Source organism: Mucilaginibacter phenanthrenivorans (assembly GCF_024721155.1).
In the GTDB taxonomy this organism is placed as follows: domain Bacteria; phylum Bacteroidota; class Bacteroidia; order Sphingobacteriales; family Sphingobacteriaceae; genus Mucilaginibacter; species Mucilaginibacter phenanthrenivorans.
In genome coordinates this window covers 713,635-729,425 of the sequence record NZ_JAHVAP010000003.1, presented here as the reverse complement: position 1 = coordinate 729,425, position 15,791 = coordinate 713,635, and the positions used below count along the sequence as shown (strand labels likewise).

General features: G+C 42.5%; 13 protein-coding genes. 7 read left to right on the top strand and 6 right to left on the bottom strand.

Annotated features, from left to right (window positions below):
- Window positions 1–245 precede the first annotated feature (245 nt).
- Entirely contained in the window at window positions 246–758 is a 513-nt protein-coding gene (locus KXD93_RS09650; protein ID WP_258136860.1) for a lipocalin family protein, read from the top strand.
- A gap of 286 nt (window positions 759–1,044) precedes the next feature.
- Here KXD93_RS09650 and KXD93_RS09645 read toward each other — a convergent pair whose 3' ends face one another.
- The 4 genes from KXD93_RS09645 to KXD93_RS09630 all read right to left on the bottom strand — a co-directional run bounded on the left by KXD93_RS09645 (window position 1,045) and on the right by KXD93_RS09630 (window position 5,273).
- Entirely contained in the window at window positions 1,045–1,248 is a 204-nt protein-coding gene (locus KXD93_RS09645) for a hypothetical protein (protein ID WP_258136859.1), read from the bottom strand.
- 102 nt (window positions 1,249–1,350) lie between these two features.
- Window positions 1,351–1,668 (bottom strand): hypothetical protein, encoded by a 318-nt coding sequence (locus KXD93_RS09640; RefSeq protein WP_258136858.1) that lies wholly within the window; start codon window positions 1,666–1,668, stop codon window positions 1,351–1,353.
- A gap of 52 nt (window positions 1,669–1,720) precedes the next feature.
- Window positions 1,721–4,867 carry a DEAD/DEAH box helicase gene (locus KXD93_RS09635; RefSeq protein ID WP_258136857.1) on the bottom strand — a complete coding sequence of 1,049 codons (3,147 nt, stop codon included), beginning with the start codon at window positions 4,865–4,867 and terminating at the stop codon, window positions 1,721–1,723.
- Window positions 4,857–5,273: a (deoxy)nucleoside triphosphate pyrophosphohydrolase gene (locus KXD93_RS09630; protein ID WP_258136856.1), complete on the bottom strand. Its 417-nt coding sequence runs from the start codon at window positions 5,271–5,273 to the stop codon at window positions 4,857–4,859. Before KXD93_RS09630 ends, KXD93_RS09635 begins: the two co-directional genes overlap by 11 nt.
- Window positions 5,274–5,697: 424 nt before the next feature.
- Here KXD93_RS09630 and frr point away from each other — a divergent pair, with 424 nt between their 5' ends.
- Window positions 5,698–6,261, top strand: coding sequence for a ribosome recycling factor (gene frr, locus KXD93_RS09625; protein ID WP_258136855.1), 564 nt, complete (start codon window positions 5,698–5,700; stop codon window positions 6,259–6,261).
- Window positions 6,262–6,895: 634 nt separating this feature from the next.
- Entirely contained in the window at window positions 6,896–8,650 is a 1,755-nt protein-coding gene (locus KXD93_RS09620; RefSeq protein WP_258136854.1) for an ABC transporter ATP-binding protein, read from the top strand.
- Window positions 8,651–8,673: 23 nt separating this feature from the next.
- Here KXD93_RS09620 and KXD93_RS09615 read toward each other — a convergent pair whose 3' ends face one another.
- Together KXD93_RS09615 and KXD93_RS09610 are read right to left on the bottom strand one after the other, a co-directional pair.
- Complete coding sequence (locus tag KXD93_RS09615) at window positions 8,674–9,354, bottom strand: response regulator transcription factor (RefSeq protein WP_258136853.1); 681 nt, start codon at window positions 9,352–9,354, stop codon at window positions 8,674–8,676.
- Window positions 9,326–10,855 carry a sensor histidine kinase gene (locus tag KXD93_RS09610; RefSeq protein WP_258136851.1) on the bottom strand — a complete coding sequence of 510 codons (1,530 nt, stop codon included), beginning with the start codon at window positions 10,853–10,855 and terminating at the stop codon, window positions 9,326–9,328. The genes KXD93_RS09615 and KXD93_RS09610 overlap by 29 nt, the downstream gene beginning before the upstream one ends.
- Window positions 10,856–10,988: 133 nt before the next feature.
- On the opposite strand from KXD93_RS09610, the gene KXD93_RS09605 reads away from it, so the two are divergent.
- The 4 genes from KXD93_RS09605 to KXD93_RS09590 all read left to right on the top strand — a co-directional run bounded on the left by KXD93_RS09605 (window position 10,989) and on the right by KXD93_RS09590 (window position 15,775).
- Window positions 10,989–12,182, top strand: a complete 1,194-nt coding sequence (locus tag KXD93_RS09605; protein ID WP_258136850.1) for a TIGR03435 family protein — start codon at window positions 10,989–10,991, stop codon at window positions 12,180–12,182.
- A 256-nt stretch (window positions 12,183–12,438) separates the two neighbouring features.
- The gene (locus tag KXD93_RS09600; RefSeq protein WP_258136849.1) at window positions 12,439–13,194 is read left to right on the top strand and encodes an ROK family protein; all 756 of its coding nucleotides are present in this window, start codon (window positions 12,439–12,441) and stop codon (window positions 13,192–13,194) included.
- A 12-nt stretch (window positions 13,195–13,206) separates the two neighbouring features.
- A complete protein-coding gene (gene tkt / locus KXD93_RS09595; protein WP_258136848.1) occupies window positions 13,207–15,210 on the top strand; it encodes a transketolase in 2,004 nt (667 codons plus the stop codon).
- Window positions 15,211–15,325: 115 nt separating this feature from the next.
- A complete protein-coding gene (locus KXD93_RS09590) occupies window positions 15,326–15,775 on the top strand; it encodes an RpiB/LacA/LacB family sugar-phosphate isomerase (RefSeq protein ID WP_258136847.1) in 450 nt (149 codons plus the stop codon).
- The last annotated feature ends 16 nt before the right edge of the window (window positions 15,776–15,791 follow it).

The following is a 15,791-nucleotide window of genomic DNA, read 5'->3' as shown; positions in this document are numbered from 1 at the left end:
CACTTCGAGTGCCTCAGTGTGACACCCCACCCTAAGATGTATAACTTGTCATGGGTAGGAGGAACGACGAAGCAACCTCGTCGCCATACCTATCAGCCATGCCGGTTTTACACTTTTCTCCTGGCTCTGTGTAGCTACGAGATTGCCGCGCTATCGCTCGCAATGACAACGGGATAGTTTTTTCTATATCCCCAAAACCCTCCTCCCCAAATTTTCGTAATATCCTAATAACCAACAATACAATTATGAAGGCCATTAGCATCATCCTGGTCAGCTTTTTAACGCTTTTTGCGACAGCGCCCAATAAAACTGTAAGCAATGTGGACAGCAAGCGCTTCGCCGGCACCTGGTATTCCCTTTACTCCATCCCCACCATGTTCGACAAGGGCAGCCGCCAAACCACCACGCATTACACGCTCAATAAGGACGGCTACTACGACGTGGTTACCACCTGCATAAAAAACGACAAGGGCGATATCCGCACCGTAAAGTCGAAGATCTTCCGCGTTGATGGCACCACCGACGGACAAATGAAAGCCCAGTTCATCTGGCCCATAAAGGTTGATTATTGGGTGATAGACCTTGCGTCCGACTATTCATGGGTGGTAGTTGGTCACCCGAACCACCGCTTCCTGTTCATCATGAGCCGCAAGCCCGAAATGGACAAATCCCTGCACGACGAACTGGTGGCCAAATGCAAGGCCATGGGCTACCCTGTCGAAAACCTGGTGTCGCAGCAGTTTCCGGGAGCGCGTTAGGGTTAGTTGGGTTTAGAGATTAGTTGATTAGAGGACAGAGGTTAGCAATGTCACCTATCACGGTTCATTGCGAATAACGAACCGTTAGATTGCGAAAGTGAAATGGCAAGAAAGGGGGTGTCATGCTGAGGCACTCGAAGCATGTGGGCAAAGGCCTCTGCACCATGCTTAGCACGCGGATTGGCCACTGCGCACGTCGCCCTTCGAGTGCCTCAGGGTGACACCCCACCCCTAAGTTGAATATAACCGCCTCGCAATGACGCGGAGTTAAGGGGTTAATTAACCCTTACGAATTCGCCTTAATAAACTCAGCCGAGAACTGGTTTAAATACTTGTCTACGTTATCGCGGATGTCTTCAAGGTCGCGGCCTTCCAATTTGGCCAGGATCTGCATCAGCAGCAGGTTATTTATTTTGTTGTAGGCATGTGTTGAAGCGGCAATGCTTAAAAAGTCAGCCTTGAATTTGTCGTTTTCTGTTTGATCGATCATTTTAATTGGGGGTATTTATAATTTTTTGCTAATGTATGATGTTTGAGGGAAAAGTGGAAAAAAGAACTCACAACCTGAACAACATACCGACTCATAGAAACTTTAATATTGCCGGTTTGTTTTCTCTAGAAGGGTTTTTAATGTTTTAATAGTCATGAATTCATCGCCGGCCACGTTTGTATATTCAAAACATTCAAACTCATGCCATGTCGGATCAATCCTAAAATCGACCGTCTCCAAAAACAATTCCGGTAGTCCCCATTCATCAGCATAGAACCATTCACCCCAAATTAGTTTAGAGCGAATGAGTTTTTCTATTTCTAATAGTTCAAAACCATCATGATTTGAAAGGATCACGAAGCCATACTTTTTGTAGTTGGCGGCATCGCGATATAGGTAATTGAATTTAATGTTTGGCACTTAGCCAAGATAGGTGCAGAGTGAATTACTGTCAATCGGATATAAGTGAACTTTAGCCGATTGCCAGCTTACCGCTTTCTTTCCAAATGTAAGCGGGCATTGGCTCACGTAATTGCCATTCAATATTCATTGGTTTTGAGCCGCTTGAATTAATAAATTTTGCTTCACCTAAAAAAACATACGACATTGTAAGTTCAAACTCATCATTGTTCTGCTCTCTTACGAACAATAAGATTTTTTTATTTAAGTCAGCTTGGTTAATATAAGACACCCCTTTTGATGACTCTGGTGATGTGGCATTTTGTGATTGCCAATGGAAAAGATATTCATTAATAGCGTAATCATCATACAAGGTAGTAGGCGAATATTCTTTTTCTGATTTTTTTAGTGTAATAAATAGCGCTTCCATATTTAGTTCATTATTTGAAGCAACTCCTTCACGATTTGAAACTGCTTTTTCAAATCGGTGCTTACCCATGGCTACTAGTATTTGATCTCGATTATATCGGCTATGAACTTTTAGTGGGAATGGATAATCCATATCAATGGGCTTTTCAACAAAATCAACCTTATCAATTAAATAGGTGATGACTTCTTCTAGCTCTTCAATCATTCTTGGATTTTTGCCAAGTTGCAGTATACTTTGCTTTAGTGATGTAAAACCCGCCTTCGGACCGTCCTTCTGCCAAATATCATAGTGCAACATTAATAGCATCAATTTTTCTTCTTCAGATTGAGCATTGATGAGGAAATTGTTTTTGATAACCTGCTTTATGAAATTTAAATAGGTAATAGAGTTGCATTGAAGTAGGCGTTTAATGCCCTTTGTAATTTCATTCTCGTTAAGTTCATTAAAGTTTTCAATGACACCGGCTTCTGCGCAAAGCCTTTTCCAACTTCCTTTTTTATAAATCAATTGCAAATCGACCTGTTGAAATTCAAGAAAGTGTTTTAGCGTTAGCGTTGATAATGATTGATGTTTGAAATTCTGAATTTTAACAATTAGCTGACGTCTGTTAAAACCTATCGCTGCCGCTATGTTTCTTAAAATGATTTCTTTTGCTTTCTTTTCAAGGATTATTGAACAACCTAACGGTAAATGCGGAAAATCATCTTCAATTTCCTTTATAATAGATGTATGAGTTTTTCCAACCAGTGCTCTGAATTTATGTTCAAAATCATATTCAGGTCGAGCGTTTCCCACAAAATCTAAAACTGTTAAGCAATCTTTATTTGGTGCAAGGCGCAACCCTCGCCCTAGCTGTTGAAGAAAGATAGTTAGGCTTTCTGTCGGTCTTAAAAAAAGCACCGTGTCAATTTCTGGGATATCCACACCTTCGTTGAAAATATCTCTAACAAATAAATAATTGATCTCCTTCTTCCTAAGCCTTTCTCTTAACTCTACTCTATCTCCTTCACTGTTGCTCGTTAAGTAATCAGCTTTCAATCCTGCCAAAGTAAACTTTTCGGCCATGTAACGTGCGTGTTCCTGGCTAACACAAAAGCCAAGAGCAATTACATCATTTACATCGGTTAAATATTTTTCACAGTTATTTAAGATGTCTGTTATTCTACGATCATCCTCAGTATAGAGTTTTGTTAATTCATTGATCTCATACTTGCCGTTTTTCCAAGATAACTTTGATAAATCAATATTATCTGATAATGCGAAGTATTGAAATGGCGAAAGAAGTTTTCTATTTAGGGCCTCTGGCAACCGGATTTCAGCAGCGATAACGCCACAAAAGTCTTTTAAAATATCCTCCCCATCTCCACGTTCAGGAGTAGCGGTTAATCCTAATAAAATTTTAGGTTTAAATTTTTCAAGTATTGGTCTATAGCTTGATGCCGATATATGGTGTACTTCGTCAATAATTATGAAATCGTAAAAATCCTCTGAAAGAGTTAATTGATTTATTCGATTTGAAAGGGTTTGAACTGAGGCGAAAACATATTCGTAACTATCGGGCTCAACTCCATCCCCCCACAAATCACCAAAATTTGCATCTCGTAGAATATGCTTAAAAGTAGTTTGTGCCTGTTCTAGTATTTCTTTGCGATGAGCAACAAACAGCAGCCTCGCCCTAGGATGGTTGTCTCTGAAGTTTTTGTAATCAAATGAAGAAATTACGGTCTTTCCAGTGCCGGTGGCGGCCACTACTAAGTTTTTATATCTCTGATGAACTACCCTTTCGGATTTTAACTTTTCTAAAATTTCTTCCTGATAAGGAAATGGCTTTAGATCAAAAAAAGTAGTTATTCCCTCTTTATAACTGGAATTCTGTTTTAAAGCTTTATTAAGCTTTTGTTTGTCCTTGCCCGGTTCATAATATTCAAAGTCTTTATCAACCCAATAGGTATCAAAAGTTTTTTTAAACTTATCTATAATGTGACTAATCTCCTTTGAGGTAACTTTCAAATTCCATTCAAGGCCGTTTGTTAGGGCAGAACGCGAAATGTTAGAAGAACCGATATAACCGGTATTAAACCCGGTTTTTCTTAAAAACAAATAAGCTTTTGCATGTAAGCGCTCGTGCTCTGAATTGTAAGAAACTTTTATTTCTGTGTTTTTTAAATTAGATAGGAATTCAACAGCCTTAACATCAGTTGCCCCCATGTAGGTAGTTGTAATAATCTTTAGCTTTCGTCCGCTATTAGTAAACTCTTCCAGTTCCTCCTTAAAAATTCTAATGCCGGAAAATTTGATAAAAGACACAAGCCAACAAATCTCATCAGAAGAAAGTATTTCTTTTTTTATCTCACTTTCTAATGTAATTCCTGAGTTACTGCCTGTAAACAGTTCGCTCTGACTTAAGCGGGTATATGGGGTTATCTGTTTCAGCCTTTCGTTAAAGATTAAGTCTGAATACGGAGAATCAATTTTAGAAAAAACAGCCTCTAATATCTTGCCCTCATTATCTATCAAATTGTCTGACAACCCTAATTTAGGCAGCTCATTTATAAGCACTTGAATTATTTTGTTAGATAGTTCAATTTGCTGGAAAGGCTTGTTTTCGTCTTTAATCTCATTTAAGGCAAATCTTATTGTCTCGGCTAAGTACGAACTTAAATATCTTGAAGCCTCTTCTTTATCAACGATGGTTCTTTTGATAAAAAAGCTATCACCGCTCAATGACCCTAATTGATTAGCAATTAGTTTGGTTATCAGTTGTTCATATATTCCTAGTTCAAATTGCATTTAAATAGTTTAGGTAATTGTGAAGTATCGGTACATCGGCTGCTGCCCAATCCAAATCTAATAGTTCTTTTTTAGTTAGCCATTTAAAATCGGCGTGTTCTTTTAGTAGGATTTCGCCTTTCAAGTGCTTGCAAATAAACGGAATAAGCTTAATCGTTATCGAAGGATAGTCGTGAACGTTAGCATTAAGGCCTGTTACAATTTCGATTTCAATATTGAGTTCTTCATGGATCTCCCTAACTAAACAAGCCTCAGCAGTTTCCCCAGATTCAATTTTGCCGCCGGGCAATTCCCATTTTAATGGCAAGCCCATTGTACTACTTCTTTGAGCGGCAAAAACACGATTTTGATCGTCAATAATTAAGGCGCAAGTAACATCAATTATTTTCCTCTGGCCTTCCTTCATAGTTAATTTTCTACCTCACAAAATACATGTTTACATTGGGTATTTAAACACTCATTAACATTCATTTGAAGTAGGGTGTGAAGGAAGCTTGAAATAACGTCAGTCCGCGTGCCGCAAATTGGGCATGTGGTTGGTTGATCGGTGAATAGGTAAAAGGATACATCTGCCATAATGTAAAAGTACTACAAACATCCTTTTAAAAAAGTTTGCAGTTGGCGGTTTACAGTTGGCAGTCCTCCGCTTGTTACAACTGTTACCTATATGTACCACCTGTTCTGCGTATCCGCAATGTATCGGATGCACGCCTTGTTTACTTGGAACACCGCCATTTCCCGCCCCAAAAACATCCAGCTGAATTACTATCCCTGCAGACTTTCGGACTCCCAAACTTTTTATTATTTTTGTCGGCAAAACGTACAAAACAATGAGCGAACTCATTAAAAAACAAGTTACTGACGCCCGTGCCCACATGGACAAAGCTATTGACCATTGCGACGGCGAATTACAAAAGATCCGCGCCGGCAAGGCAAGCCCTTCCATGCTCGACGATATATTTGTTGACTATTACGGCAGCCCGACCCCGCTAAGCCAGGTGGGCAGCGTAAACACCCCCGATGCGCGTACCATTGTGGTGCAGCCCTGGGAAAAGTCGTTGCTTGGCCCTATTGAAAAGGCTATTATGGAGGCGAATCTTGGTGTTAACCCGCAGAACGACGGGGTTATTATCCGCATCAACGTACCGCCGCTAACCGAAGAGCGTCGCCGCGATTTGGTAAAAAAGGCAAAGGCCGAGGCTGAAACCGGTAAAATTGCCATCCGCAATATCCGCAAGGATGCCAACGAGAAGATCAGGAAGCTGAAAACCGAAGGCGTTTCGGAAGACGAAATGAAAACCGGCGAGGGCGAGATCCAGAAGCTTACCGATGCTTACATCGTTAAGGTGGATGTTTTGTCTGACGCTAAGGAAAAGGATATTATGACAGTGTAAGCTGTTTTGGAATTTATATGGAAAGCCACTTGCTGTTTGCGGGTGGCTTTTTTGGTGTTGGGAGGTATTGGGTGCGGGTAGCTTCGAAAGTGTTTTTTTCTCGTCAGCAGACAAGCTTCGGGAAAAAGCCGAAAAAGCTGCCGGCCTAAAGCGGTGGGATAGGGCATAGGAAGTTTTTGCATACAGGGTGATAAAGCGACAGGGTAATCCGGCAAAAAAATTCCAGCCCGCAGCTTTTGCGGATTTGTGCTGAAAAGGCCTTGTGCGCCAAGAAGCATTTCTGATGACTTGATCTTTTGGTTACTTTTGGATCAAGCCAAAAGTAACTAGGCCTCCGCGGCTATGAGCGGGGGCAACATTAAGTGTTTCCACAAATTACATTCGGAGCCAACTTTGCCTTTCTTTCAAAAGTCAGACGGTATAGTGACTGATAATCATCATGTTTCAAAGTGTTCCGGGTGTTCCATGTGTAAAAATGGAACGCTTTGCCGGCGTGGGTACATAAACTGCGCTTCGCGGCAACTAAAGACGGCGCATATAAATAAAGCCATTACATACTCCGAATGTCAAATTAAAGTGAATGAGGTGCTTAGGGCTTTGCTTTTTTTATTTTTGCAGAAATTCTTGAATTCGAATGAAAATACTACTATCATATTTGTCAAAACACCGCTGGGTTGTTGCGCTTGCACTGCTCATGGCGGCCCTGAACATCGGTTTTTCCCTGCTTGATCCCTACATCACCGGTCGCATTGTTGATGGTGTGATTGAAAAACGCAGCGTGCTGCAATATGACCAATACGTTCATAACATCATTGTTTTGGTGAGCATGGCCATTGGTGTTGCCATGGTATCTCGCATAGCCAAAAACTTCCAGGATTATTTTACCAATATCATCACCCAAAAAGTGGGCGCCGAAATGTATGCCGATGGCTTAACCCATTCGCTCGAACTACCTTACCAGGTATTCGAAGACCAGCGCAGCGGCGAAACTTTGGGCATCCTGCAAAAGGTGCGTTTGGATTGCGAGAAGTTCATCACCTCGTTCATCAGCATTTTGTTTGTGAGCCTTATCGGGATGGTGTTTGTGATTGTGTATTCGATACATGTAAGCTATAAGGTAACGCTGGTTTATTTTGCAGCTATCCCGATCATCACCTTTGTAAGTATGGCGATGAGCCGCAAGATCAAAACAATTCAAAAGCGCATCGTATCTGAAACTACTGCGCTTGCTGGATCAACTACAGAATCGTTAAGAAATATCGAGCTGGTAAAAAGTCTTGGCCTGGTAAAACAGGAAATTGAAAGGCTAAATAATACTACCTATAAGATCCTCGGCCTTGAATTAAAAAAGGTAAAATATGTACGCAGCATGAGCTTTGTGCAAGGCACAACCGTGAACTTTGTGCGGAGTGTGATGGTAGTGGTTTTGTTGCTGCTGATCTTCAAGGGAACCATTTCACCTGGGCAATATTTCAGCTTTTTGTTCTATTCGTTCTTCCTGTTTAACCCATTGCAAGAGCTTGGCAACGTAATCCTTTCATGGCGCGAGGCGGAAGTATCCTTAGGAAACTTTACCGGCATCCTGAATACGCCTATCGATGCAAAACCAGAAAAACCAGTATTGCTTGAAAAAGTAAAAACCCTCACATTTGATAACGTTACGTTCAAGCATTTAACCGCTAATCGTAACGCATTAAATAACATCAGCTTTGAAACCAATACGGGCGAAACCATTGCCTTTGTTGGTCCGTCAGGTTCGGGAAAAACTACTTTGGTGAAATTATTGGTTGGGCTTTACCAGCCTTTGGAAGGTGATATTTTATACAACAATACGCTCAGCAAGGAGATCGATCTGGATCAGCTGCGCGAGAAGATAGGTTTCGTTACGCAGGACACGCAGTTGTTTTCGGGAACCATCCGCGAAAACTTACAGTTTGTTCGCCCGGGCGCAACTGACGAGGAATGTATGGACGTGCTGCAGCGTGCGGCCTGTCAAACCCTCCTGGCCCGCGCCGACAAAGGCCTGAGCACCGTAATTGGCGAAGGTGGCGTAAAAGTTTCCGGTGGCGAAAAGCAACGCTTATCGATAGCCCGTGCCCTGCTGCGTAAACCGGATATTTTGGTGTTCGACGAAGCTACATCTTCATTGGATTCCATCACCGAGGAAGAGATTACCGAAACTATTCGTGATGTTTCCGTACTGGACAACCACATTACCATATTGATCGCTCACCGCCTTTCAACCATTATGCACGCCGATAATATTTACGTGCTGGAAAAGGGCCATATCATTGAATCGGGCAAGCACTTCGACCTGCTGGCGCAAAAAGGCCTGTACTACGCCATGTGGAGGCAACAGATCGGCGAAAAGGTGAGTGTGGAAGCTTAATTGAGGGGAAAGCTTAAGGTTTTTTAGAAGATCAATTTGTAGCCTACTCCGCGCATGTTGATGATCTCGACTGAGGGGTCTTCCTTTAAATGCTTGCGCAGTTTGGTGATAAAAACATCCATGGTGCGGGTGTTGAAGAAATTGTCATCGCCCCAAAGCTTCAACAGTACCGCCTTACGATCAAGCACCTGATTTTTGTTTTGGAGGAGCAATGATAACAGCTCATTTTCACGATGGGATAGTTTACCCGATAATTGGCCGTTAAACCACAGTTCCTGCCTGGTTTGGTAAAAGGTGTACTGCCCTATGATCTCACTAACTGCCGATTGGATGGCTGCGTTCCGTCGCAACAACTCATTTAATCTTAGGATCAGTTCCTCTAAACTGAAGGGTTTTTTCAGGTAGTCGTTGCCGCCGGTTGCATAGCCTTTTATTACATCCTCCGTTTGAGATTTTGCGGTTAAAAATAAAACAGGCGCCTGCTTGTCGGTTTTACGCAGCTCCTCAACAAAGGTAAAGCCGTCCAGAAAGGGCATCATTACATCCACGATGTAGACGTCGAAGTCGTTTTTGCGGGCGGCATCCAAACCCAAAACGCCGTTATTTACATGCGTTACCGCAAACCCGCGCGAGCGGAGTGTTTCGCTTACAATTTTTGCAAGCTGCAACTCGTCCTCAAGCAACAGAACTTTGGCCTGCTTCATGGTAAATTAATGGGATGCTGATAATAAATTCGGTTCCGCTGCCTTCCTTGCTGATTAAGGTAAGTGAGCCTTTGTGCCTTTCAATGATACTTTTTGCATAGCTCAAACCAAGTCCGTAACCCTTCATATTATGGATATCTCCGGATGGAACGCGGAAAAAGCGATCAAATACTTTATCCTGGTATTGCTGCGGGATGCCGGGGCCATTATCGCTTACTTTGATGATAATGCTGCTGTTTTCTGTGGATTGATTTACGTTAATGACAGCCCCGTTGCCGCTGTATTTTATAGCATTATCAAGTAGGTTGGCGATTGCATTTTTTAAAAGGGGCTCGTCGGCCACAGCCATTAAATGTTGATCGCTACTGTTATAATTAACGCTGATGTTTGCGGCAGCCGATTGTGGCTTATAATCCTTTATTACCCTGCCGATCAATTCGCCGGTATTAACTTTTGTTAGGTTAAGATTGATATTTTCCTGTTCGGATACTACATTTTTAAGGATCTGGTCGATCAGGTTGGTAAGGTTCCCCGCCTGGTGGCGGATGATGCCAAGGTATTCATCAGCCGAAGCCTTGCTCAGGTTAAAATCCTGGATGGCTTCGGCAGCAATATTGATAGTGGCCACGGGCGTTTTTAGCTCGTGCGTCATGTTGTTTACAAAATCGTTCTTCAACTCGGCAAGTTTCTTTTGCCTCAGAATAGTTTTCACCGTGTAGGTAAAGCAAAAAACTGTAATGGCAATAAGGATCAGGGAGCTTAGCAGCAACCATTTCATCTGCCTGAAAAAAACAAGATCAGGATCCGGGAACCATGCGCTGATGGCTTTTTGGGATGAAGAAAAGCCGTAATTATAAGCCAGCGTAGCAAAGCTGTAGCCCTTTGCAGGTTTATTAACCTCACTGAACTTTTTAACGGAAAAGTTGGTGACGTAAAAGCGATGGGGTGTGTTAATGTCTCTTTTTAAAAGCTCAACTTTAAACAAAGAATCAAGTTGGGCACGGTTTAAACGATCTCTTTTATAGGCATTGTTCAAGCTATCACCTAAATTTTGGGTCACAAAATAAACTTCCTTTAATTTTAACTGGGTATAAACATTGGTTTTAACAAAGTGATTGATAATAAAAGCTTTTGTGGTGTTGTTAATGGTGCTAAGCTGTTGTTTAAAAGTATCGATACTAAATGATATCGATTTTGATCCCGCTACTTTTTGGTGTTTATCTGCAATGGTAAACACGGTTGAATGATAGGTAGTATTTACCTTGCAGGTAATTGAAACCATGCTGGTATCGGCCAGCCACGTTTTATATTTGGCCGCAAACTCATCCCTGCGCATATTGGTTAAATGTTCAACGGCGTCACTAAGCGCGCTGTTGCTTTCACTTTTAAAGGCCTTAACAGAACTCTGGTATGCCTTGTAATTCCAATAAAGCTGCAGGCACAGCAAAAATGTTGTGCAAAAAGCCATTGATATTACCACCAGGTTTATCCTTTTTTTCATTGCCGATGCAAAATAGCAGTTCATCAGCATAAACCGGCTAAACGTTAACACTAATTAACCCTTCTTAACGATGGTTAACTCCCGCCGTATTTTAATAGGTATATGTTTGGGATAATTAAAACTAATCAATGTCATGAAAAAAACAATGTTGCTAACTGTAGCCGTTTTGCTTGCTCTTTTTACAAGGGCACAGGTAAATATAGGGCAAACCATTCCCGAAATTAAATTGCCAGTTCTTTTAAACACCGGCGAAAAGATAGATAACCTTGGCGCATTAAAAGGTAAGGTTATCTGGCTGGAGTTTTGGGGCACTTACTGTGGCCCCTGTGTTTCGGCCATGCCACATTTGCAACAACTGCAAAAACAATACGCCGGTAAACTGCAGGTAATAGCCATCAGCATGGAAAAGGAAAGGAGGATAAACCAGTTTATTACCAACAAGCCGTCAAACCTGTGGTTTGCGCTGGACACGGCAGACACGTTCAGGAAATATTTCCCTTATCATACCATTCCGCATGCGGTACTGATTGACGAAAGCGGCAAAGTAGTAGCCATCACTGACCCCTCCAATATTACAACTAAAGTTATAGCTGATGTAATTGCAGGCAGGACAATTAACCTGCCGGTTAAAGCCGACAATATGACGGAGGACCCTATAAAAACCTATTTTGGTGCAGCCGCTTCTGTTCAAAACAGGTTTTTGGTTCAGCCGGAGATTAAAGGATTGAGCAGTATGTCAAAAACCTACATAACAGACAGTGTTTTTAAAAACCGCCGCCTAACCATGATCAACTTGCCCCTGGAAACTATTTATCGCGTAGCTTATAAAGATCTGCCGTATGGCAGGGTAATAGATCTTAGTCCCAAGGAAAATATTAAAGAAAATAAAACAATGTATTGTGTTGATGTAATTGTTGCCAAAGGACACGAGGCTGATTTATATCCAACATTGATAAAGGAACTTCAAACAAAGTTTGATTTAAAAGCCGGTATTGAAAAACGCAGCAAGGAGGTGTATATTCTTAAAATTGCCGATCCGGCTAAAATAAAGCAACTTAACCCGCCATCAGAAAAGGAGGAAACGTTTGCTGGCAGCGGAGGGGCATTTAGCGGGCAGAATGTTAAATTAAGCAAGGTTGCCGATTACCTGGAGGGCTTTGGGCTGGTGCAAATGCCGGTGGTTGACGAAACAGGATCAAATACCAGGTATGATATTGCTTTTGATTACCAGTCCGAAAAAAAAGGCAGCCTGATGGAAGCAATTGCAAACCTTGGGCTTAAGCTTGAAAAAGGTAAAAGAGATATTGATGTACTGGTATTTAGGTAACAGCGTATATGAAATTTGTTTTCAAAGATGAAGGCCCCTTACAGGGCCTTTTCCTGTTAATAATCCCTTTTTTATAACAACATTGTCAAAACCGCAAAAGCATGACATTAAAAAAACAATGGCTTAAGGTTAATGTTGTTTATTTGAAAATGAGATTTATGCGTATTATTAATACATTATATTATATAATTATTGATATTTACAGCGCTAAAATCGCTATTTCAATTATTCATACATCTCTGCCAGGCTCAATTTAATGAAATCAACCCCGCAACAATTAAAAGTACTCTCCATCGACATCGGAGGCTCGCACATAAAGAGCACCATCCTTAACGAAAAAGGTGAGCTGCAAAAGAAGTACGAAAAGATAGTAACCCCGGTTCCCGCCAGCCCCGAAAATGTTATCAATTCCATCAAAACACTGGTAAAAGATTTTCCGGAGTATAATAAGATCTCCGTTGGTTTTCCCGGCTATGTAAAAAACGGGGTGATAAAAACTGCACCAAACCTTAGCAATGAGCTTTGGAAGGACTTTGACCTGGCCAACAAGCTAAAGGAAGTTCTGGGCCACGAAACACAGGTGGTTAATGATGCAGATATGCAGGGCTTAGGCGTTGTGGATGGCAAGGGCCTTGAAGTGGTAGTTACGCTGGGTACCGGCTTCGGAACCGCGGTATTGCTAAACGGTAACTTGTTGCCGCATCTTGAATTTGCCCACCAGCCGGTTGGTAAAGTAGCGTCATACGATAAATACATTGGCGAGGCTGCACTTGAGAAGGAAGGCGATAAGAAATGGAATAAGAGGATGAAAAAGGTTTTTGAAACCCTGAAAACCGTTTTCAATTACGACTATTTATATATAGGCGGCGGCAACTCCGACAAGCTTACCTTTAAGCTTGATGCGAACATGAAAATTGTATCGAACGCCGATGGAATAAAGGGAGGTGCCCGCTTATGGGTACACGAAAATGCACCCGAAACAATCAATCCAATAAAAATCAAAAAGAAATAACTATAAACTATAATGAGCGCAAATAAACAGGACATAGAAACCTTGGCAATTGATACAGCAAGGATCTTATCTGCAGATGCAGTACAAAAGGCAAATTCAGGGCACCCGGGTACGGCCATGGCCCTTGCACCAATGGGACACGTACTTTGGAGCAAGTTTATGAACTATAATCCAAAAAACCCGGATTGGGCAAACCGCGACAGGTTCATACTATCATGCGGACATGCCTGTATGCTGCAATACAGCTTTTTATATTTAACAGGATACGATCTTTCTTTAGACGATATTAAAAATTTCCGCCAGATGAACAGCAAAACTGCTGGTCACCCGGAATATGGCTTAGCGCCGGGCGTTGATGTTACAACTGGTCCGCTGGGCCAGGGCTTTGCAAATGGCGTAGGTTTTGCCATTGCACAAAAACATTTGGCTGCCCGTTACAACAAGCCAGGCTTCGACCTGTTTAACTACAAGGTATACGTAATTTGCAGCGATGGCGATATGATGGAAGGTGTAACTTCCGAAGCGGCTTCACTTGCAGGCCATCTTGAGCTGGGCAACCTAATCTACCTGTATGATGATAACCACATTTCTATTGAAGGTAGCACAGATATTACGTTCAATGAAGATGTAAGTGCGCGTTTCAGGTCATACGGATGGCACGTTCAGGACCTTCCTGATGTTAATGATACTCACGCACTGGAACTTGCAATAATAAATGCAAAATCAGAAGCACAAAAACCATCATTAATTCGGGTGCGTTCGTTAATTGCTTACGGCAGCCCTAACAAATCAGGTACAGCAGGATCACATGGTGCTCCGCTTGGCGCTGATGAGCTTAAGCTGGTTAAAGAATTTTTTGGCTTCGACCCTGATAAATCTTTCAATGTACCTGATGAAGTACTTGATTATTATCATAAAGCCGGCGCAAAAGGCACTGGCGCCGAAGAAAAGTGGAATAAATTATTTGCTGATTATAAAGCCAAATATCCTGAATTAGCTGCTGAATATGAATTGCTAAGCAGCGGGGGCCTTCCGGAAGGCTGGACAGACGCATTGCCGGTATTTAAGGGCTCTGATCCTAAAATGGCAACCCGCCAGGCATCAGGAAAAGTATTGAATGCTATAGCAGCTAAGCTTCCCAACTTAATTGGCGGCGCAGCGGATCTTTCTCCATCAACAGAAACAAACTTAAAGGAATACGATTCATTCACCTCTGAAAACAGGGCCGGTCGTAATTTCCACTTTGGCATTCGTGAGCATGCAATGGGTTCGGCAATGAATGGTATGGCCTTAACTAAGGGCGTTATTCCTTTTGGTGCTACGTTCCTGATGTTCTCTGAATATATGCGTCCGCCCATCCGTTTGGCGGCCATAATGAAGATAAACCCGATTTTTGTTTATACGCATGACAGTATTGGTTTAGGCGAGGACGGCACAACCCACCAGCCGGTTGAGCAACTGGCTTCCCTGCGTTCCATCCCGAGGATCACTGTTATCCGCCCGGCTGATGCTAACGAAACAGCTTACGCCTGGAAGGTTGCTGTTGAGCACAAAGACGGTCCGGTGGTATTGGTGTTTACCCGCCAGGGATTACCGATCCTTGACCAGGATAAATACGGCAAAGCATCTGGTTTGGAAAAAGGCGCTTACATCCTTTCAGAAGGAAGCAAGGGCCCTGACCTTATCCTGATAGCAACCGGATCGGAAGTTGCATTGATTATGGATGCGCAAAAACAACTGGAAGCAGATGGCATTTCAACCCGCGTGGTAAGTATGCCAAGCTGGGAATTGTTTGAAAAACAGGATGCGGCTTACAAGGAATCAGTATTCCCTAAGGCAAGCAGGAAGCGCCTGGCTGTTGAAATGGCATCTCCAATGGGCTGGCATAAATACACAACAGACGAGGGCGATATGTTGGGCATGACCACCTTTGGTGAATCAGCACCGGCAGAAGACCTGTACAAGCATTTTGGCTTCACAATTGAAAACGTGGTAAAAAGAGCGAAGGCACTTTAAGCCCCCCAGCCCCCTAAAGGGGGCGCTTTTGATTTGCGTGGGTACTTACCAAATGGTAAATAAATATTAACATAAATAACTAACCTTTTATTCCCCCTTTAGGGGGCCAGGGGGCATGAAAATAGGAATTGCAGCCGATCACGGCGGGTATAAGTTAAAGGAAGTTATTCATCCATGGCTGATAAAGCTTGGGCATGAAGTGATCGACTTTGGCGCTTATAAGCTCGATAATACGGATGACTACCCTGATTACATTATCCCGCTTGCACAGGCGGTGGCTGAGCAGGAAGTTGAACGCGGCATAGCATTTTGCGGGAGCGGTGTTGGTGCGTCAGTAGCTGCAAACAAAGTAAAAGGGGTTAGGGCAGCCTTGATAAACGACCATTTTTCGGCCCACCAGGGCGTAGAGGATGATGACCTGAATATCCTTTGCCTCGGCGGCCGGGTTACCGGCAGCAGCGCCGCTGAAGAATATATAGAAGCATTTTTAAAAGCTGAATTCACAGGTGCCGAAAGGCACGTGAGGAGGCTGGATAAAGTAAAGAGACTAGAGACTGGTGATTAGAGATTAGGAAAAACAA